This is a genomic window from Larkinella rosea, assembly GCF_003858635.1.
Lineage (GTDB): Bacteria > Bacteroidota > Bacteroidia > Cytophagales > Spirosomataceae > Larkinella > Larkinella rosea.
Window position 1 is genome coordinate 428420 of the sequence record NZ_RQJO01000007.1, and the last position, 17289, is coordinate 445708.

The 17289-nt window shown below is 50.2% G+C and carries 15 protein-coding genes; 7 read left to right on the forward strand and 8 right to left on the reverse strand.

Annotated elements, in window-relative coordinates:
* The first annotated feature begins 27 nt into the window (after positions 1–27).
* The gene (locus EHT25_RS02070; RefSeq protein WP_124869902.1) at positions 28–1020 is read left to right on the forward strand and encodes an aldo/keto reductase; all 993 of its coding nucleotides are present in this window, start codon (positions 28–30) and stop codon (positions 1018–1020) included.
* Positions 1021–1075: 55 nt separating this feature from the next.
* Here EHT25_RS02070 and EHT25_RS02075 read toward each other — a convergent pair whose 3' ends face one another.
* The 4 genes from EHT25_RS02075 to EHT25_RS02090 form a co-directional block, all read right to left on the reverse strand.
* Positions 1076–1627 carry a cupin domain-containing protein gene (locus EHT25_RS02075; protein ID WP_124869905.1) on the reverse strand — a complete coding sequence of 184 codons (552 nt, stop codon included), beginning with the start codon at positions 1625–1627 and terminating at the stop codon, positions 1076–1078.
* A gap of 82 nt (positions 1628–1709) precedes the next feature.
* Entirely contained in the window at positions 1710–2537 is an 828-nt protein-coding gene (locus EHT25_RS02080) for a ThuA domain-containing protein (protein WP_124869908.1), read from the reverse strand.
* A 122-nt stretch (positions 2538–2659) separates the two neighbouring features.
* Positions 2660–5008: a PAS domain-containing protein gene (locus tag EHT25_RS02085; RefSeq protein ID WP_124869911.1), complete on the reverse strand. Its 2349-nt coding sequence runs from the start codon at positions 5006–5008 to the stop codon at positions 2660–2662.
* A 77-nt stretch (positions 5009–5085) separates the two neighbouring features.
* A complete protein-coding gene (locus EHT25_RS02090; RefSeq protein ID WP_124869913.1) occupies positions 5086–6654 on the reverse strand; it encodes a serine hydrolase domain-containing protein in 1569 nt (522 codons plus the stop codon).
* Between the two features lie 98 nt (positions 6655–6752).
* Between EHT25_RS02090 and EHT25_RS02095 the strand changes: the two genes are divergently transcribed.
* The 4 genes from EHT25_RS02095 to EHT25_RS02110 all read left to right on the forward strand — a co-directional run bounded on the left by EHT25_RS02095 (position 6753) and on the right by EHT25_RS02110 (position 11492).
* The gene (locus EHT25_RS02095) at positions 6753–8951 is read left to right on the forward strand and encodes a B12-binding domain-containing radical SAM protein (protein ID WP_124869916.1); all 2199 of its coding nucleotides are present in this window, start codon (positions 6753–6755) and stop codon (positions 8949–8951) included.
* A gap of 333 nt (positions 8952–9284) precedes the next feature.
* Positions 9285–9506 (forward strand): VF530 family protein, encoded by a 222-nt coding sequence (locus tag EHT25_RS02100; protein ID WP_124869919.1) that lies wholly within the window; start codon positions 9285–9287, stop codon positions 9504–9506.
* Positions 9507–9533: 27 nt separating this feature from the next.
* Positions 9534–10457 (forward strand): glycoside hydrolase family protein, encoded by a 924-nt coding sequence (locus EHT25_RS02105; RefSeq protein ID WP_124869922.1) that lies wholly within the window; start codon positions 9534–9536, stop codon positions 10455–10457.
* A 27-nt stretch (positions 10458–10484) separates the two neighbouring features.
* Positions 10485–11492: a glycoside hydrolase family 43 protein gene (locus tag EHT25_RS02110; RefSeq protein ID WP_124869925.1), complete on the forward strand. Its 1008-nt coding sequence runs from the start codon at positions 10485–10487 to the stop codon at positions 11490–11492.
* 2 nt (positions 11493–11494) lie between these two features.
* Here EHT25_RS02110 and EHT25_RS02115 read toward each other — a convergent pair whose 3' ends face one another.
* The 4 genes from EHT25_RS02115 to EHT25_RS02130 form a co-directional block, all read right to left on the reverse strand.
* The gene (locus EHT25_RS02115) at positions 11495–12661 is read right to left on the reverse strand and encodes an MFS transporter (RefSeq protein WP_221622232.1); all 1167 of its coding nucleotides are present in this window, start codon (positions 12659–12661) and stop codon (positions 11495–11497) included.
* A 97-nt stretch (positions 12662–12758) separates the two neighbouring features.
* Positions 12759–13145, reverse strand: coding sequence for a hypothetical protein (locus EHT25_RS02120; protein ID WP_124869928.1), 387 nt, complete (start codon positions 13143–13145; stop codon positions 12759–12761).
* A 20-nt stretch (positions 13146–13165) separates the two neighbouring features.
* Positions 13166–13873 (reverse strand): DsbA family oxidoreductase, encoded by a 708-nt coding sequence (locus EHT25_RS02125; protein WP_124869931.1) that lies wholly within the window; start codon positions 13871–13873, stop codon positions 13166–13168.
* A gap of 75 nt (positions 13874–13948) precedes the next feature.
* Complete coding sequence (locus EHT25_RS02130) at positions 13949–15028, reverse strand: sensor histidine kinase (RefSeq protein ID WP_124869934.1); 1080 nt, start codon at positions 15026–15028, stop codon at positions 13949–13951.
* A 237-nt stretch (positions 15029–15265) separates the two neighbouring features.
* Here EHT25_RS02130 and EHT25_RS02135 point away from each other — a divergent pair, with 237 nt between their 5' ends.
* Together EHT25_RS02135 and EHT25_RS02140 are read left to right on the forward strand one after the other, a co-directional pair.
* The gene (locus EHT25_RS02135) at positions 15266–16624 is read left to right on the forward strand and encodes a sensor histidine kinase (protein ID WP_124869937.1); all 1359 of its coding nucleotides are present in this window, start codon (positions 15266–15268) and stop codon (positions 16622–16624) included.
* Positions 16611–17210 carry a Crp/Fnr family transcriptional regulator gene (locus EHT25_RS02140; protein WP_124869940.1) on the forward strand — a complete coding sequence of 200 codons (600 nt, stop codon included), beginning with the start codon at positions 16611–16613 and terminating at the stop codon, positions 17208–17210. The genes EHT25_RS02135 and EHT25_RS02140 overlap by 14 nt, the downstream gene beginning before the upstream one ends.
* Positions 17211–17289 lie beyond the last annotated feature (79 nt).

A 17289-nucleotide genomic window follows, 5' to 3' on the forward strand; every position in this document is an offset into this window, starting at 1 on the left:
ACGAACTAACCTTACGGATTAAAACGAATGGAATATCGGAAATTGGGTGAGTCGGACCTGACGGTTTCGGCAATTGCCTTCGGAGCCTGGGCCGTCGGTGGCTGGATGTGGGGTGGAACGGAGCGGAAAGACGCTGTTGAAGCCATCAAAGCGTCGTTTGACCTCGGCGTAACCACCATCGACACGGCACCGGTTTATGGCCAGGGGACCAGCGAAGAAATCGTCGGCGAAGCCATCAGGGGCATTCCGCGCGACCAGGTTCAGATTCTGACCAAATACGGCATGCGCTGGAATCTGGCAAAAGGAACGCTGGCTTTTCATACCAGAGACAACCACGGAACGCCGATTGATGTCTATAAATTTGCGTCGAAAGAAAGTATCATTAAAGAATGCGAAGACAGCCTGGAACGGCTGGGAACGGATTACATTGATCTGTATCAGATCCACTGGCCGGATGTTACCACCCCGATTTCGGAGACGATGGAAGCCGTGAGCCGATTGATTGAACAGGGAAAAGTTCGGGAAGCGGGCGTTTCCAACTACAATGTCGAGCAGATGAAAGAAGCGGAACGAACGTTGAAATTGGTCTCGAATCAGGTTTCCTACAGCATGGTTAAGCGGGATATTGAAGCCGAACTGGTGCCCTATTGCCTGGAAACAAACAAATCGATTGTGGCTTACAGCCCGTTGGAACGTGGTTTGCTCGCCGGGAAAATCAGGCCGGGGCATCAGTTTGCCGAAGGCGATCACCGGGTGAATTACAAAGCGTTTAAAGACGGAAATATTGACCGGGTTTGGCCCATGCTGGACCAGCTCAACGCCCTTGCCGATCAGAAACAGGTGACAATGAGTCAATTGGTTATCCGCTGGACCATCGATCGGCCCGCCATCACGGTGGCGCTGGTGGGCGCCCGAAATGCCGAACAGGCCGTTCAGAATGCCAAAGCCATGGATGTAACGCTTACCGCCGACGAAACCGCCTATATCAATCAGCTACTGGAAACAGTAACGCTGGTGTAATGGTAAGATCACCCAGTCCGCGCCGGACCATCGATACGTTCCGGCGCGGACTGGGTTAATCAATATACTTTTTATAATACGGCTTGTAACCGAGTAGCCAGGCAAGCGGAGTCAGCATTCCAAAAACCAGTTTCTGAACAACAAAGGGCGGTTTGGCAACCCGGAAAACGTGGTCATAATGATTCATCATCAGCGCCACCTGTAACAGATCCGGTATGCCTTCTGCATTGGTCTTGTCGTCATTGGCGAGACCGGTGTTCAGTTCCAGTAAATATTCCGTATCCATGGCCGGAACGGTTTTCCAGGAAACGACGGTTTTATCGTCACTGGCATTCCACATGGAATGGACACGATTTCGTTCAATATGGAGTTTATCCCCCGGTTGAAGGATTTTTAAACGGCCATTTAAGCGAATCGTTAATTCACCTTGTAAGACCTCAAAATATTCGTCCTGATTCGGATGATAATGCGGCACCGGCTCTTTGGAATGAGCTTCGTAGGTAGAAATTAATTCCAGGTACCGGCCGCGGGTATCGGCTTTGGTTTTTACAAACTGAATAACCTGCCCGGTTTTCGGATTGCGGATTTCTTTTCCTTTATGTGCCATTAGCTAAGCTGTTGTCAGACGAATTTAACGAAGTCCACCCAATGGCACCACTACATTTTAGGAAACGGTTTTGTTTGGCGAGCTATTTTTTGCCACTTCCCAGCCACAATAAAGCGTCAATGATGAGCCTGTTCTGCTCAGTACTACTAAACGAAGACGACAGTTCTTTGTTGGTTTTATTTTCGTAATCCATGTCATTATGACCCATGTTTAAATAGATCATCCGGTATTTTTTATGGGTCCAGACCACGGGATAATACCCACTGTGCCAGATTTCGTGCGGTTTGGGGCCCGTGCCCAACGGAAAGCTGGTCGAATCGATGGAAAGGAGAATTTTTATATCCGGATTGGCCGTTAAATCGTTGGTCCAGCGATACCATTCATTGGGTGCTGACTTAAATGTTTGGGGCAATTTTTTAGTTGCCGGATGGTTGCGATCTTCCACCCGTAAAACCGCCGGGGTCGGTCGCCAGGTATTGCTTTTATACGAGCCCGCGCCGACGAATTCATTGTGGTACCAGTCCCAGTTCTGCGGATAGGCCGAGGGCGTGAGGGCAAAAGCCGCAAAATGAAATCCCATCCAGCCACCGCCATTTTCCATGTATTTCTGAAAAGCCGCCCGTTGCTCCGGCGCTTCAGGCCGGGTGTCGAAAAAAATAACTACCTGATAATCAGAAAGAAATTTAGTGTTCAGGTTGTTCCAGTTTGAGGTAGAATCAAATTGGAAACGATACTTGGCGGCCATTTGAGGAAACCATTGGTTGGCTTCCCGCACAAAGCTAATGTGCGCTTTGTCATTCTTTGCGGTAAAGAAAGCAATCACCCTGAAGGCCGGTTTGCGGTTTTGTGCCTGAACTCCCGAGCTAAAACAAAGCAGCATCAAGGCAAGAGCTTTGATAAAATGAGGCATAGGTTACGGATATTTTACGGTGGTCGGTAGTTGGTCTGCGGTTTCGGATCGTCGAATTCAGTGACACCTGAAGCATTTCGCCGTCATAATCACTCCGAAAACTGGATACCGAAAATCAAAGCTCACATGGGCAAATAAATAGTAAACGAAGCTCCTTTATCAGGTGTGCTTTCGGCAAAGATATTTCCTTTATGGTTTTCGACAATCTTTTTACAAAGGGCCAGTCCAATTCCGGTTCCGGTATAAGATTTACGTCCGTTCAGACGGTGGAAAATGGTGAAGATCTGCTCAGCATATTGCTGCTCAAAACCGATACCGTTGTCTTTAAAATTGAGTTTTAAATACGTTCGATCAGGTAAAAGATGAGGAATACTACGGGACGATTCAATCGGCACCAGGGTTGCTGAAATATGAATTTCGGGCGTCTTTTCGGAAAACTTGAGCGAATTGCCGATCAGATTTGAAAACAATTGATTCAATTGCAGCGGAATGGCCGTGATGGTTGGTAATACATCGTGGGTAATGACCGCTCGTTTTTGCTCGATTAATAATTCAAAATCCGTTTTAACATTGGCCAAAATCAGGTTTAAATCAGTGGCCGTAAATTGATCATCGGTTTTGGGAAGGCGGGAATAATTCAGCACATCTTTGATTAGGGCCGACATGCGCTGCGCCGACGAACTGATCTTCATCAACAGCGTCCGGGTAGATTCGGCATCATGACTTTGATCCTGGAGTAATTCAATAAATGTCTGAATTTTGCGCAATGGTTCCTGTAAATCGTGGCTGGCGATATACGCAAACTGCTCCAGTTCGTGATTGGTCCGTACCAGTTCATGGTTGGTATTCTGGAGCTGGATTGTGCGTTCCACCACTCGTTTTTCCAATTCCTCAGCTACTTCCTCCAGATTCTTCCGGGCTTCAACCTGTTGGGTAATATCGAGCGCCGTCCCCAGCAATCGCCGTTTTTTTTGATTTTGATCTCTGATTATTTTCCCCGCAAACCGAACCCACTGAATGACATTGTCGGGGCGGGCCAGCCGGGCTTCATAAAAAAGCCGGCCTGATTTAAGGGCTTCCTCAAATGCTTTGGCCCGAATCGAAACAAAATCTGGATGAATGGCGCTGCTAAATTCTTTTTGTTCATGAAATCGATCCGTCGAAAATCCGAAAATGGTGGCCAGCCGTTCGGAATACTGGAATTCACCCGTCGTCATGTCCCAGTCGTAAGTCCCGATATCCGCAGCTTCGATGGCCAGACGCAACCGTTGCTCGGCTTCAAAAATCGACAATCGTGCTTCTACTTTCTCTGTCACATCGTTGACTGTCACTATAATACCGGAAACGTTATTATTGGTGTCGAACAAAGGGGCGTATTCAAAGTCGAGATAATATTTGCCCATCCCTTCCGGCGAATTGACGTAAGCCAGCGCTTCTTTTTCGGTGTATGGAATACCGGTTTTGAGAACATTCGCCAGGAGCGCCGGAAACTGCTGGTTGTTCAGTTCAGGGAATAAATCCAATAACCGCTTTCCCTGAACTTCGGAAAGTGGCCGTTTCCACATCGTTTTCAGCAGAACATCATTGGCAATTTCAATGATGTATTCCGGCCCCCGGAAAATTGTCATCGGAATAGGCGACTGGATGACCAGGTTTCGAAACTGGCGTTCACTTTCCTGAAGGGCGTGTTTGGACTTTACCAGATTTGTGACATCACTGGCGACCACCACGACGCCATTGATGACATTATTTTCTGCCTGCAGCGGCTGGTAAACGAAATTGAAATAAACGGTTTCGTCCTTTCCGTGCCGGTGTAAAATTACCGGGTATTCGTTTCCGAAAAAGGGCTCACCGGTTTCAAAAACCCGGGTCAGTAATTCAAAAATACGCTGGTTTTTTAACTCCGGTAAAGCCTCCAGAATGGGCTTGCCGATCACATCCCCATGGTTTTTGGCAATGAGACCGAGGTAGTTGACATTCGCTGTTTCAAATACAAACTGACGACCCATCAATACCGCGATGCCCACCGGAGCTTGATTGAGCACGTCGCGTACATGCGCTTCGGTTCGGCTGCGCGTTTGGGCAATGGCCAACTGAATCCGGATTCTGGTAATCAATTCCTGAGCCGGAAACGACCCAATCAGGTAATCGTCCGCAGCAGATTCGTCGTCATTCTGCGCCGGTTCTTCCCGGTCCGCTAACACGATTAACGGAATTCGGGCCGTAGCTACATCACTTTTCAGGAGTTTTATCAATGAAAATCCATTCAAAACCGGCAGACTGGTTGTGCTGATGATGAGATCAGGGCGGTTTTGACTGATTTGCCGCAGCGCAAGTGCCGCGTCCGAAGCCGTTTCGGTTAAATAAGTTTTTGTCAGTAGCCGTTGAAGCCGTGGATCGACGGGTGGGCCTATTAACAAGACCCGTTGTTTTGGGGAATTTTCGGAAGAATTCCGACCCTCTTTGCTCATAGGAACCAACGTGCTGGATGAATTGTCTGGAAATGGCTGGATTTAAATGATGGAAACCGGATGTTATACGAGATTGTTTATTTGTTTATTTCTTTAAAGTCCAGTTGCTGAATCAGGGCCGGGTTTTCGGGTGTAAGCGTGAAAAATACCTCAATATTGGCCTTTTCGGCTTCGATCAAAAAGCGCCCCCGCAGTTGATTTTCCGCAATTAATTCGCCGACCCGAACGGTTTTTCCGACTTTGGCGTACAAATCCTGAACCACTTTTCGTCGAATCGCCAGGGATTTATCCGGGAAGAAGTTCTCCGCAAAAATTTTGCTCTCGGGGGCATTCATCCAGTCGGGGAGCAATTGAACAATCTCGGCTTTCCGCTGCGCCAGGATTTTAGAAACCGGCATCATCCTCGGTTTTAATCCAGCCGTTGTGATCAGCGTGTCCAGAACCGCCCAGTTGACCGCGCCCATTCCGGCATACGTCAGGTTGCCGTTGGCCACAACGCCGATGCCGTATTCCGGCATAATCCACCACTGACTGCCAAAACCGGGCAAACCGCCCGTATGACCAACGTAGACGCGTCCTTCGCAATCGCGGCTCCAGCGCAACCCATATCCGTAGCTGCTTACCATCGGACACGCGCGACCGCTGGGATACCTGAAGGTACCGGCCAGGTTATTAAACGTCCACGGTTGCTGCATTTCCCGCACGGAACTTCGTTTGATAGGCCCGGTTTCGGCCCCACTTTGGGGTGGCCAGGCCAATTCGTGTAACGCCATATATTTACTGAAATCTTCGATGGAAGTAAGCAAACCACCCATCGCACCGTAGGACCCGTCGTGCAGCAGGGGTTCTTCCAGCCAGTTATTTTCCTGCCAGCGGTAGCCGTGCGCCAGTTGGTTGGTAGGCACTTTGGTGTATTCCCAAACCGTGTGAGTCATGCCCAGCGGTTTAAAAATCGCTTCATCGATGTACTGCTGATACGGTTTTCCTGAAATTTTACTGATAATGGCACCCAGCATCGCAAACGCCAGATTGCTGTATTCATACGTAACACCCGGTACGTTGGACAATGACAAACCACCCTCGATCAGCTTGATCAGGTCCGCCGGACTGTCGTCCAGTTGCCGGTCACCCCACGGGTTGTCCTCGGGAAAACCCGCCGAATGCGTCATCAGATGCCGGATGGTGATCAGGGGCGAATCGGAAGTAAGGTACGGCAGTTTTTTCAGCTCCGGGATGTAGAGATACGCCGGATCGTCGAGCCGGAGTTTGCCTTCATCGCGTAGTTTCAGAATGGCCATCGTGGTCACACTCTTGCTCATCGACGCAATTCGGAACAGCGATTGGGGCGTTGCGGCAGTTTTCTTGGCGACATCCGTAAAACCAAAACCACCCGCGTGCACCAGCTTGCCATCGACCACAATGCCGAAGGCCAGGCCCGGGAAGTGGTTTTTCGCGGCATAATCACGAAAAAGATTGTCGATGGCTGGAAAGACCGCTTTGATTTTTTCGCTGCGTTGCGGATCACCAAAAACCGGAGGTTGATAGCTGGTCGAGTACGAGGCCGGGCTGCGATCACCCGCAGCGGGTTTAGGCTGGCCGTGCGCTGCTGAAGCAATCAACAAGGCAAATAGCAGATGTCTTTTCATGGAGGTATTCAGTTACGCTAAAATAGGACGCATTTCTTAAAAGAGCTATTTCTGGGGAACAAGAACTACCTTTGTGGGGAACGAAGCGCCGTTACTCCTTGGAACCAAAAATCCTTTTTATTACACCACCTTTCACGCAGCTCAATACGCCGTACCCGGCGACGGCTTACCTGAAAGGGTTTCTGAATACGAAAGGCTTTCGTTCACACCAGGCTGATTTAGGCATTGAGGTGATTCTGAACCTGTTTTCGGCGAAGGGGCTGAAAACGCTATTCGACGAACTGGAGGCTTCCGACGCGGAATTATCCGAAAACAGCTACCGGATTTTTTCGCTGAAGGATGACTACATCAGCACCATTGACCCGGTCATCCGGTTTTTGCAGAACAAAAATCCAACGCTGGCCCACAGCATTTGCGACCGGTCGTATTTGCCAGAAGCTTCCCGGTTTGCGCAACTTGATGAAATGGATTGGGCCTTTGGAACGATGGGGATTCACGACAAAGCCCGCCATCTGGCAACCTTATACCTCGAAGACCTGGCCGATCTGATTACCGAAGCGGTGGACCCGCACTTTGGTTTCAGCCGGTACGCCGAACGCCTGGGTCGCTCGGCAACGCATTTCGACGAAATCAACGCGGCACTGTTAGCGCCCGAAACCCTGATTTCGGCTACATTAACGAATCGGCTCGAAAAACGGATTCAGGAATGGAACCCCAGCGTAGTTTGCCTGACGGTTCCGTTTCCGGGAAATCTGTACGGCGCCTTAAAGTGCGGACAATACATTAAGAAAAACCATCCGCAGATTGCCGTCGTTATGGGCGGAGGGTACGCCAATACCGAACTTCGCTCGCTGAAGGAGCCCCGCGTGTTTGATTTCGTCGATTACATCTGCCTCGACGATGGCGAAGCTCCGCTGCTCTCTCTGCTGGATTACCTGGCGGGAAACCGCGAACGGGAGAGTTTGAAGCGGGTGTATTCGCGGGTGAACGGCGTCGTGACGTACCACAACCAGAACCGGGAGCGGGATATTCCGCAACGCGATACCGGAACGCCCGACTACCGTGATTTACCGCTGAACGACTATTTATCAGTCATCGAAATCGTCAATCCGATGCACCGGCTCTGGAGCGACGGACGCTGGAACAAGCTGACGCTGGCGCACGGTTGCTACTGGGGGAAATGCTCTTTTTGCGACGTAACGCTCGACTACATCAAACGCTACGAACCGCTGACGGCGGCTTTGCTCTGCGACCGGATCGAAGAAATGATCGAACAAACCGGCCAGAACGGTTTTCACTTTGTCGACGAAGCCGCTCCGCCCGCCTTGATGCGCGATCTGGCGCTGGAAATCATTCGCCGGAAGCTGACCGTGGTCTGGTGGACGAACATCCGGTTCGAAAAAAACTTCACGCCCGATCTGTGTCGCTTGTTGAAAGCGTCGGGCTGCATTGCGGTTTCCGGGGGGCTGGAAGTGGCCTCGGACCGGCTACTCGAACGCATGAAAAAAGGCGTAACCGTGGCGCAGGTGGCCCGCGTAGCCGATGGATTCACCCAGGCGGGCATCATGGTCCACGCCTATCTGATGTACGGTTTTCCGACGCAAACCGCCCAGGAAACGATCGATTCGCTGGAAATGGTCCGGCAATTGTTCGAAGCCGGGATTGTGCAATCGGGATTCTGGCACCGGTTTGCCATGACTGCCCACAGCCCGGTGGGTTTGCATCCGGCCGGGTTCGACGTGATGCGAATCGGCCCCGAAACCGGTTTATTTGCCGACAACGATCTGGATCATGACGACCCGCTCGGCTGCGACCACGGCCAGTTCTCGGAAGGCTTACGGAAGTCGCTGTTCAATTACATGCACGGCGTGTGTTTCGAGTTTCCGCTCAAAAGCTGGTTTGACTTTAAAACGCCAACGACTACCATTCCCCCGAACTATATTGCGAAGAGTATACGCCAGTTGTCAGACAATGATTTTCGGCCCAATGCGCTCGTGATCTGGCTGGGGAGTGTGCCGAATCTTTCGGTGCTGGAAGTCAAAAAGGGTAAAAAGGTAGTTGAACTGGCCGAACTGGTTTTTTATTCGAAGAAAAACGAATGGGCGCTGGAAACGAGCGTGCCGGTGGGTGAGTGGCTGGCGAAAATCATGCCCCAACTGGTTATTGCCAAGCACGAACCCTGGTCCCTCGACGGCTTAAAAGCGGACTTTGAAACCGCCGGGTTAGGGAGCTTTGGGGACTTCATGCAGTCGGAAACCGGTCGAAGTTTGCGGCAGAATGGCCTGTTAGTGGTGTAATTAATAATCCTTTTTGCTGTCGCGCTTCGCCTGTTTGTCGGCACGTTTTTCCTTTAGTGTTTTCTCGGACGGTTTTTTAGCGCTTCCTTTTGCGGGTGCTTTTTGCTGGGCCATGATGCTTGAAATTTGAGTTTGGCAGGAATAGATGGAAGAAAGTAGGATAAACTATAAGTTACCAATCTCTTGTTTTCGGCTCTATTCGCTAATGTCGTATAAGGTAGCCTTAAAAACGGAATAAGTACGTCAATCGGGCATAAAAAAGAAGATTACTTCAAAAAACGCCGGTTTCACATCTTGAGCTATCTTTGCGCCTGATTGTAACCATTTCCTGAGATGACTCCTTCGCAGCCCAATAATCCGCTTCACGGCAAAACCCTCGAACTGATTCTAACGGAACTGGTCGATCATTTCGGCTGGGAGCGTTTGGGCCAGCGCATCCCCATACGGTGTTTTACCGACAATCCGAGCATCAAATCCAGTCTGACTTTTTTGCGAAAAACGCCCTGGGCGCGCCAGAAGGTGGAGGAATTGTATCTGAGAATTAAAACCAAGTAACTCCAATTGAATTGACTAACCCGACTTATGAAAAAAGCCTACCCTTTACTCCTGGTTTCTGCATTATTTATTGGCTGGATTTCGTCCGAAAAACCGGCTCCGAATCCGGAGTTTCCGGCTGAAATCATCCAATTTAAATCGTATCCACACAACCCGGTTTTTGCCGGTACCGGTTCGGATACCTGGGATAATAAAATTCGGGAACGGGGTTTTATTCTGCGGGAAGGCAACGAATGGTATCTGTGGTATACCGGGTATGAAGCTGGAAAAGACAAGACTAAATTTCTCGGTTATGCTACTTCGACGGACGGTTTTACGTGGAAACGATACGCTGATAATCCGATTCATAAAGCCGACTGGGTGGAAGATATGTCGGTTTGGAAGTCTGGTAAAACGTATTACATGTTCGCGGAAGGAAAGGATGATGTTGCACACATCCTGACCTCAACCGACCGAATTCACTGGCAGGAACAGGGACCGATTGCTATTTATTATACCGACGGAAAACCGCTCACCAAAGGTCCGTATGGCACCCCGGCGGTTTGGAAAGAGGGTAACACCTGGTATTTGTTTTACGAGCGCAATGATGCTGCGGTCTGGCTGGCAACTTCAAACGATATGAAACGATGGACGAACGTTCAGGACGAGCCGGTTTTGAAAATGGGTCCCGAAAAGTACGATCAGTTTGCGGTGGCTGCCAATCAGGTTATCCGCTATAAAGGGCTCTATTATATGTATTACCACGCTTCGGCGTTCAAAGACTGGCGGGCGTGGTCGACCAACGTAGCGGTTTCGAAAGACCTGATTCACTGGAAAAAGTACGCTAACAATCCCATTCTTGGCGACAATAAATCGAGCGGTATTTTAGTGAACGACGGGACCAATTACCGCCTGTATACCATGCACCCGGAAGTGAATGTTTATCTGCCAGCTGGAAAACCGGCCAACTAAAACCATTAACTGCTCCATTCTTAATTTATGAAAAAATCTGGCTTATTTTCTGCGCTTTTTTGTTTACTCCTGACGGTTTTAGTACGCCCTTCGGCGACTGCTCAACCTGCTGCCGGTAAGAAAAAAATGTCCGGGAATCCGATATTTCCGGGTTGGTACGCTGACCCGGAAGGGATTATATTTGGAAACAAATACTGGATTTATCCGACGTATTCAGCACCCTATAAAGAGCAGGTTTTTATGGATGCTTTTTCGTCGCCGGATCTGGTAACCTGGACCAAACACAGCCGGATTGTCGATACCACCGCCATCAAATGGGCCTGGCGGGCGATGTGGGCCCCCGCCATCGTTGAGAAAGGGGGAAAGTATTACCTCTTTTTTGGCGCGAACGATATTCAGAATGACAAAAGTCCTGGCGGAATAGGCATCGCTGTGGCCGATAATCCGGGCGGGCCTTTCAAGGATTACCTGGGGAAACCGCTGATCGACAAGTTTATTAATGGCGCGCAGCCGATCGACCAGTTTGTTTTTAAGGACAAAGACGGGCAGTATTACCTGATTTATGGCGGCTGGCGGCATTGCAACATTGCCAAATTGAAAGATGATTTTACGGGTTTTGTGCCATTTCCCGACGGAACGACGTTCAAGGAAATTACACCCAAAGGGTACGTGGAAGGGCCGTTTATGTTTATCCGGAACGGTAAATATTACTTCATGTGGTCGGAAGGTGGCTGGACCGGACCGGATTATTCCGTGGCCTATGCCATGTCCGATTCGCCGTTTGGGCCGTTTGAACGCATCGATAAAATCCTGAAGCAGGACCCGAACGTCGCGACCGGAGCGGGCCACCATTCCGTGATTCAGGTGCCGGGCAAAGACCAGTGGTATATCGTATATCACCGACGTCCGCTCACCGAAACCGATGGGAACCACCGCGAAACCTGCATCGATGTGATGTCATTTGATGCCAAGGGGCTTATAAAACCGGTGCAGATTACCGTCGAGGGGGTGAAACCGCAGCCCTTGCGGAAATAACCTCAGGATCTGTAATGATCTGGTAATCTGCTGACTATCCAGACCATCAGTAGACCTAACAGTGATAGAAGTCCAAACGACCACCGGAGATTGAGCGCTTCGGCCAGAAAACCGACCACCGGCGGAACGATCAGGAAACCCAAATAGGCAATCGTGGAAACGGCGGCAATCACCGGGCCGGTTTCCGCCCGTTTGGATTGCGTGGCCAGGCTCAATACAAGCGGAACGACGCAGGACGTGCCAAAGCCGACCATGATGAACCCCAATCCGGCAACTACAACGTTGGGAAAAACGGCAGCCAGTAACAACCCGCTGGCCATGAGAAGACCGCTGAAGGTCAGCACGGTTTTCTTGTTGAACCGATTGACGAGCCAGTCACCGGAAAACCGCCCGATGGTCATAGCGCTCATGTAGGCCACAAAACCAAGTGCGATGATTTCCGTAGGCGCGCGTACGATTTTTTGAAAATAAATACCGCTCCAGTCGTACATGATGCCTTCGAAAGCCATCGATGCGAACGACATCAGCCCGAATTTCAGCAACGCCCGGTCCGGTAACACAAAACCGGTCCGGGAGTTCGACTTTCCGGCCGGTTCAGGGATCGTGTTGGGAAACAAAGCAAGAGCAACCAGCGTCAGAAAAATGCTGACAAGCATGAAATGCCCGGAAGGCAGCACGTGGATCGAAATCATGAAGGAGCCCAATGCCGCACCGGCAAAACCGGCAATGCTCCAGATCCCGTGAAACGATGTCAAAATGGAACGTTTGTAAAGGGCCTGAACGCCAATGGATTGTGCGTTGACGGAAATGCTGAGTTGGTTTCGGGCCGCACCGAAGCAGAATAGCACGAAGGCCAGTTGCCACGTCTGGTTGACCTGACCCAGCAATACCAGCATAATATTCAGAAAAACCGCCCCGACCAGCACCATGATCCGGCTGCTGAACCGGCCGATCAGCATGCCGGTGAGCGGGAGCGTCAGGATCAGGCCCAGCGGCATGGCGAATAAAACCGCTCCCAATTGCGCTTCGTTCAGCCTCAGTTGCTGTTGTAGCGACGGAATGCGCGAGGCCCAGGTGGCAAATCCAAAACCGGAAATGAAGAAAAAACCGGCGATGGAAAACCGGATTCGGCGGGGTGACTTGAACGTATTCGGTGTGCTGATGGCCAAGGTATTTTGGAGAGCAACGAGATGAGACGTGAGACAATGGAATTGGGACGACGCGAACAGGTCTTTATTCCAGTGTCTCACCTCTCATCTCTTTACTCTATTTACTGGACGCTCGTTTCAGAATGCCGCCCACGAAACTACCCAGAAATGTCAGGAAAATGGAGCCGTAGAGGCAAAAAAGTTCGAGCTCCTGTTTACCGCCATTCTCCGGAACTGCGGTGAAAAACGTATACCCAACCCAGAGAATGACAACCTGTAATACCGCCAGAATCCAGCCTTTTCGGGGTTCGAGAAAACCGATGACAGCCGCCGAAACGGCCGCCAGCGAATACGGCCAGTGAACCACGGTTGCCCATTTGATGATTACCAGCAACAAAATGCTATTGGCCAAAACCAGCGCTATATTGATGAGTAACCGGACATTGAAAAAGGGTTCACGGACGTATGAATCGCCGGAAGAGGATGAATGGGAGGGATGCGTCATGGGGGATATTTTTTGCGAAATTACGCACAATTTCCATCCGGCGTACATACCGCTCCCTGAATAGTAACCGGCTCAGTAACAGGGTTTACTTCTTCCCATTCGCCAAATGATTTTTTCAGGGCACCCAGAAACGTTTCGGGAGCCTGTGCACCGGAAACGGCGTATTTCTGGTTAAAGACGAAGAACGGAACGCCGGTAACGCCCACCTGACGGGCTTCGTTGATATCGGCTTTCACTTCGTTGCGGTATTGATCGGACGCCAGAACCTGTTTGACTTCCTCGGAGTCCAGCCCAATTTCAACGCCCAGCCGAAGCAGGGTTTCGTGATCGGCGGTGTTGAGTCCTTCCGTGAAATACGCTTTGAAAAGCCGCTCTTCCATCGCATCACCCTGGCCGTGTTTTTTGGCTAGCTGAACTACACGGTGCGCGTCGAATGAGTTGGCTATTATGGCTTTATCAAAGTCATACTGAAGTCCTACTTCACGTGCCATATTGGTGACATAATCGTTCATTTGCCGGGCATAACCGAGTGTCCAGCCTTTCACTTCGGCCAGGTATTCCGTCACACTCCGGGTGGGATCGGTTTCCTGAGCCGGATTAAGCTGAAAGCTTTTCCACTCAATTTCAATCGAATCTTTATTTTCAAACTGGGCCAGTGCGGTTTCAAATTTCCGCTTCCCGATGTAGCAAAACGGACACATCACGTCCGACCAGATTTCTACTTTCATGATTTTTTGGGTATGAATTCAACGGAATTTATTTCAATACATCATTGTCCAATCACCCGAATTCGTGTTGGTACATTAATAAGGTTTTGGCGTCGAATTTGGTTCAGTTCCGGCCACGATTGGGCTGCTGATTTTAGCCAGAAGTGGCAGTTTGACGGTAAACTGCCCGTCGTTTTCCTGAATGGTGGGTACTACCTGCCCCAGCATGGTGTATTTGGCCAGAATATTGGACAGACCGACGCCGTTGGAAAGCACGCGCGATGGCTTCCGCTGGAGATTGTTCGTGACCTGAATCCAGCCATCGGGGATGGTTTCGATCCGGATCGTAAGGGGTTGATCGGCCATTACAATGTTGTGTTTCACCGCGTTTTCAATCAATAATTGCAGCGTCAAAGGCGGAATTCGGTACGACTGCGCATCGGCATCGATTCGGAGATCAATGGTTAACCCGTTCCCGTAGCGGGTTTTGAGCAAATGGGCGTACGATTGCACAAAACCAAGTTCCGATTTCAACTCCGTCAGATTCTCTTCGTTGGCCCGCAAAACATACCGGTAAACCGTGCTGAGTTCTTCGGCAAAGATTTCGGCCTGCTGCGGATTTTCGCCAATCAAAGAAATCAGCGAATTGAGGCTGTTGAACAGAAAATGCGGATTGACCTGTTGTTTCAGCACATCCAGTTGCTGCTGCATGTGGAGGTGTTTCAACCGGTACTCGCGCTGTTCGCTCCGGAGCCACTGATTGTAGGTATAAACCGATTCGTGTAAACCCGCCGAAATGATGTTCGTCACGAAACCGATCATCAAAATCCAGGGCAGTGTGTTCAAATTATACGGATAATCGAGCCAATGATACAGGCCAAACAGGCTAAGGACCATCAAACTGGTGCCAACGACGTAAACGAATACACTGTAAAGCAGTCGTTTACTGAATTGATTTAGGTGGGTATACCGAAACCGGAGGTATTTCATCCAGAGCGTCAGGCTGACGGACAAAAGGATGGCCAGGACACAAATCACGGCTGAAGAGCCTAAAAAAAGGGTCATGTCACTGACGTACCGATTACCGAAAATGACGTAATTGGCGATAAAAACAGCCGGAAAGTTAATGGCGACCACCAGCACATCTGTGCGGTCGAACCGGGCCCACTGGTTCATAACGGTTTACGTTTTGGGATTACTGTTGTCGGCGGGACCCTGCTGCGTTGCATCGGGCCTGGCGGGAAAACCGCCCCGAAAACCATGTGCCGGCCACAAAGATAATGTATTGGGATTGAGCCGGACCATTCGTTGCTTCCGTTGCCTCATTTGCCTATTAAATCTGGTTGGGCTTTTTTGTACATTTACGTTTCATTCTGTTATTGAGAACGTGTCTACGATTCCTTTTTCGCTGAAATGACGTACGAAGCCTGGTCTCCACTCTTTCTGGGAATGGTGCTGGCCATCTTTCTGGTTACTTCCATTCAATGGCTGATGTATCGGGAGCGGATTTATGGGTTGTACACAATCTATACGCTGGTTTGGGCGGTTTATTTCGTCGTCAATCACTTCCGGCTGCCCTACAACATCGGTAATTTTTACAAACTGATCCTGTCGTATTCCGGTTACATTCTTTACCTGGAACTCGCCAAACTCTTTCTGAACCTGAAGGAAAGACCCCGGTTTATTCGCTGGGTGGTCGTGGTGCAGTGGATGCTGGTTTTCTACGTCGTGGTGAAAACCTACATCTACCTGTTTACGGATTTTTGGCAAACCAAACTCCATAATATTCTGCTTCAGCCGGTTCGGTTGGCGCTCTTATCGGTCGGTGCGTACATTGTTTACACTTTTTTTCGATCGAAAGACACCGTGGCGCGTTTCTTTGTGGCCGGAACCGCTTCCTTGCTCATTAATCATTCGATTACGACCGTCCTGCTGATTCGTTCGCCGAATCTGAGCCAAAGTCTGCCATTCTGGCAGCACCCCGATTTATTCGTGCAAACTGGTGTGGTGCTGGATCTGATCTTTTTTTCACTCGGGATTTCGTTTCGCCACCGGCGCGAAGCCATTCGAAAAGCCGTAGTGGAAAAGGATCTGGAGCGCGAACGCGAACAGCGCCACCGCGAAAATCTGGAAGCCGATCTGGCCCTCCAACGGATGCAGCAGGAAAAAACCGAGGTGCAAATGAGGGCGTTGCAGAGCCAGGTCAATCCGCATTTTCTGTTCAACGGACTCAATACCTTGTCCTCGCTGATCGACGAAGCGCCCCGGCAGGCCAGCGAATTTGTCGATGAACTGTCGAATGTCTACCGGTATTTGCTGCGAAGTAACGAAAACGAACTGGTGACGCTTCACGACGAATTACGGTTTATCCGGTCATATTTCCATCTGCTGCAAACCCGATTCGGACACAGTGTTCAATTGCATGTTTCGGTCGATGAACCCAAAAAATCGGCTTTGCTGCCGCCCTTGACGTTGCAGTTGCTGGTCGAAAATGCGGTGAAACACAACGTTATTTTGCCCGATCAGCCACTTACGATTCGGATTCGGACAACTGGCGATGACCTGTTGATCGTTGAAAATAACCTGCAGCGCAAGAACCTGCGCATCGAATCGAACGGCGTTGGCTTGTCCAATATCGATTACAAATACCGCTTGTTAAATCAGCCGGTGCCCCTCGTTGGCGAAGCTGACGGCTGGTTTCAGGTCATTCTAACACTGTTAACCAATTTACAGAATTCGGTAACAAACCCCGTAGCACATGGAACGGCCTGAACTGGCAGCGGCTCTGGACCGGCTGAAGAAAGTGGTTTTTCCGGTGGTGTCGCTCACGGAAGATGAATGGGAGAATTTTGCGAGTTGCTGGCATCCAGTCGAATACAAACGCAAAACCGTCATGACTGCGGCCGGAGAAGTTGAACGATTTCTGTATTTTGTGGTCGATGGCGTCCAGCGGGCCTATTTTGTGGGCGAAGGCAAGCGGGATGCGACGCTGATTTTTTCGTATTCCGGCTCGATGTCGGGCATCATCGACTCGTTTCAGCTCCAGCGACCGTCGCTGTATTACCTTGAAACACTGACGGCCAGCCGGTTGCTGCGGCTTTCGTTCGCCGATTTCAACCGCTTGCTGGCGACGTACCCGAATCTGGAACGTTGGGGACGCATTGGTACGGCTGCCGCCATGTCGGGTCTGATGGAACGATATATCGAATTGATGACCTACACGGCCGAGGAGAAATTCCGCGTGCTGCTGACGCGCAGCCCGCACGTGCTGCAACTGATTCCGCATAAATACCTGGCTTCCTATCTTGCGCTTGACCCCACCACCTTCAGTAAATTACTGGCGACGGTCAAGTTGTAGCGGTTTTGAAAATCTTGGTCTTCGCCAACATTTTACGGGAAAAACCGCCTTAGGTTTGTGCCTGTAAACACCAACAGCC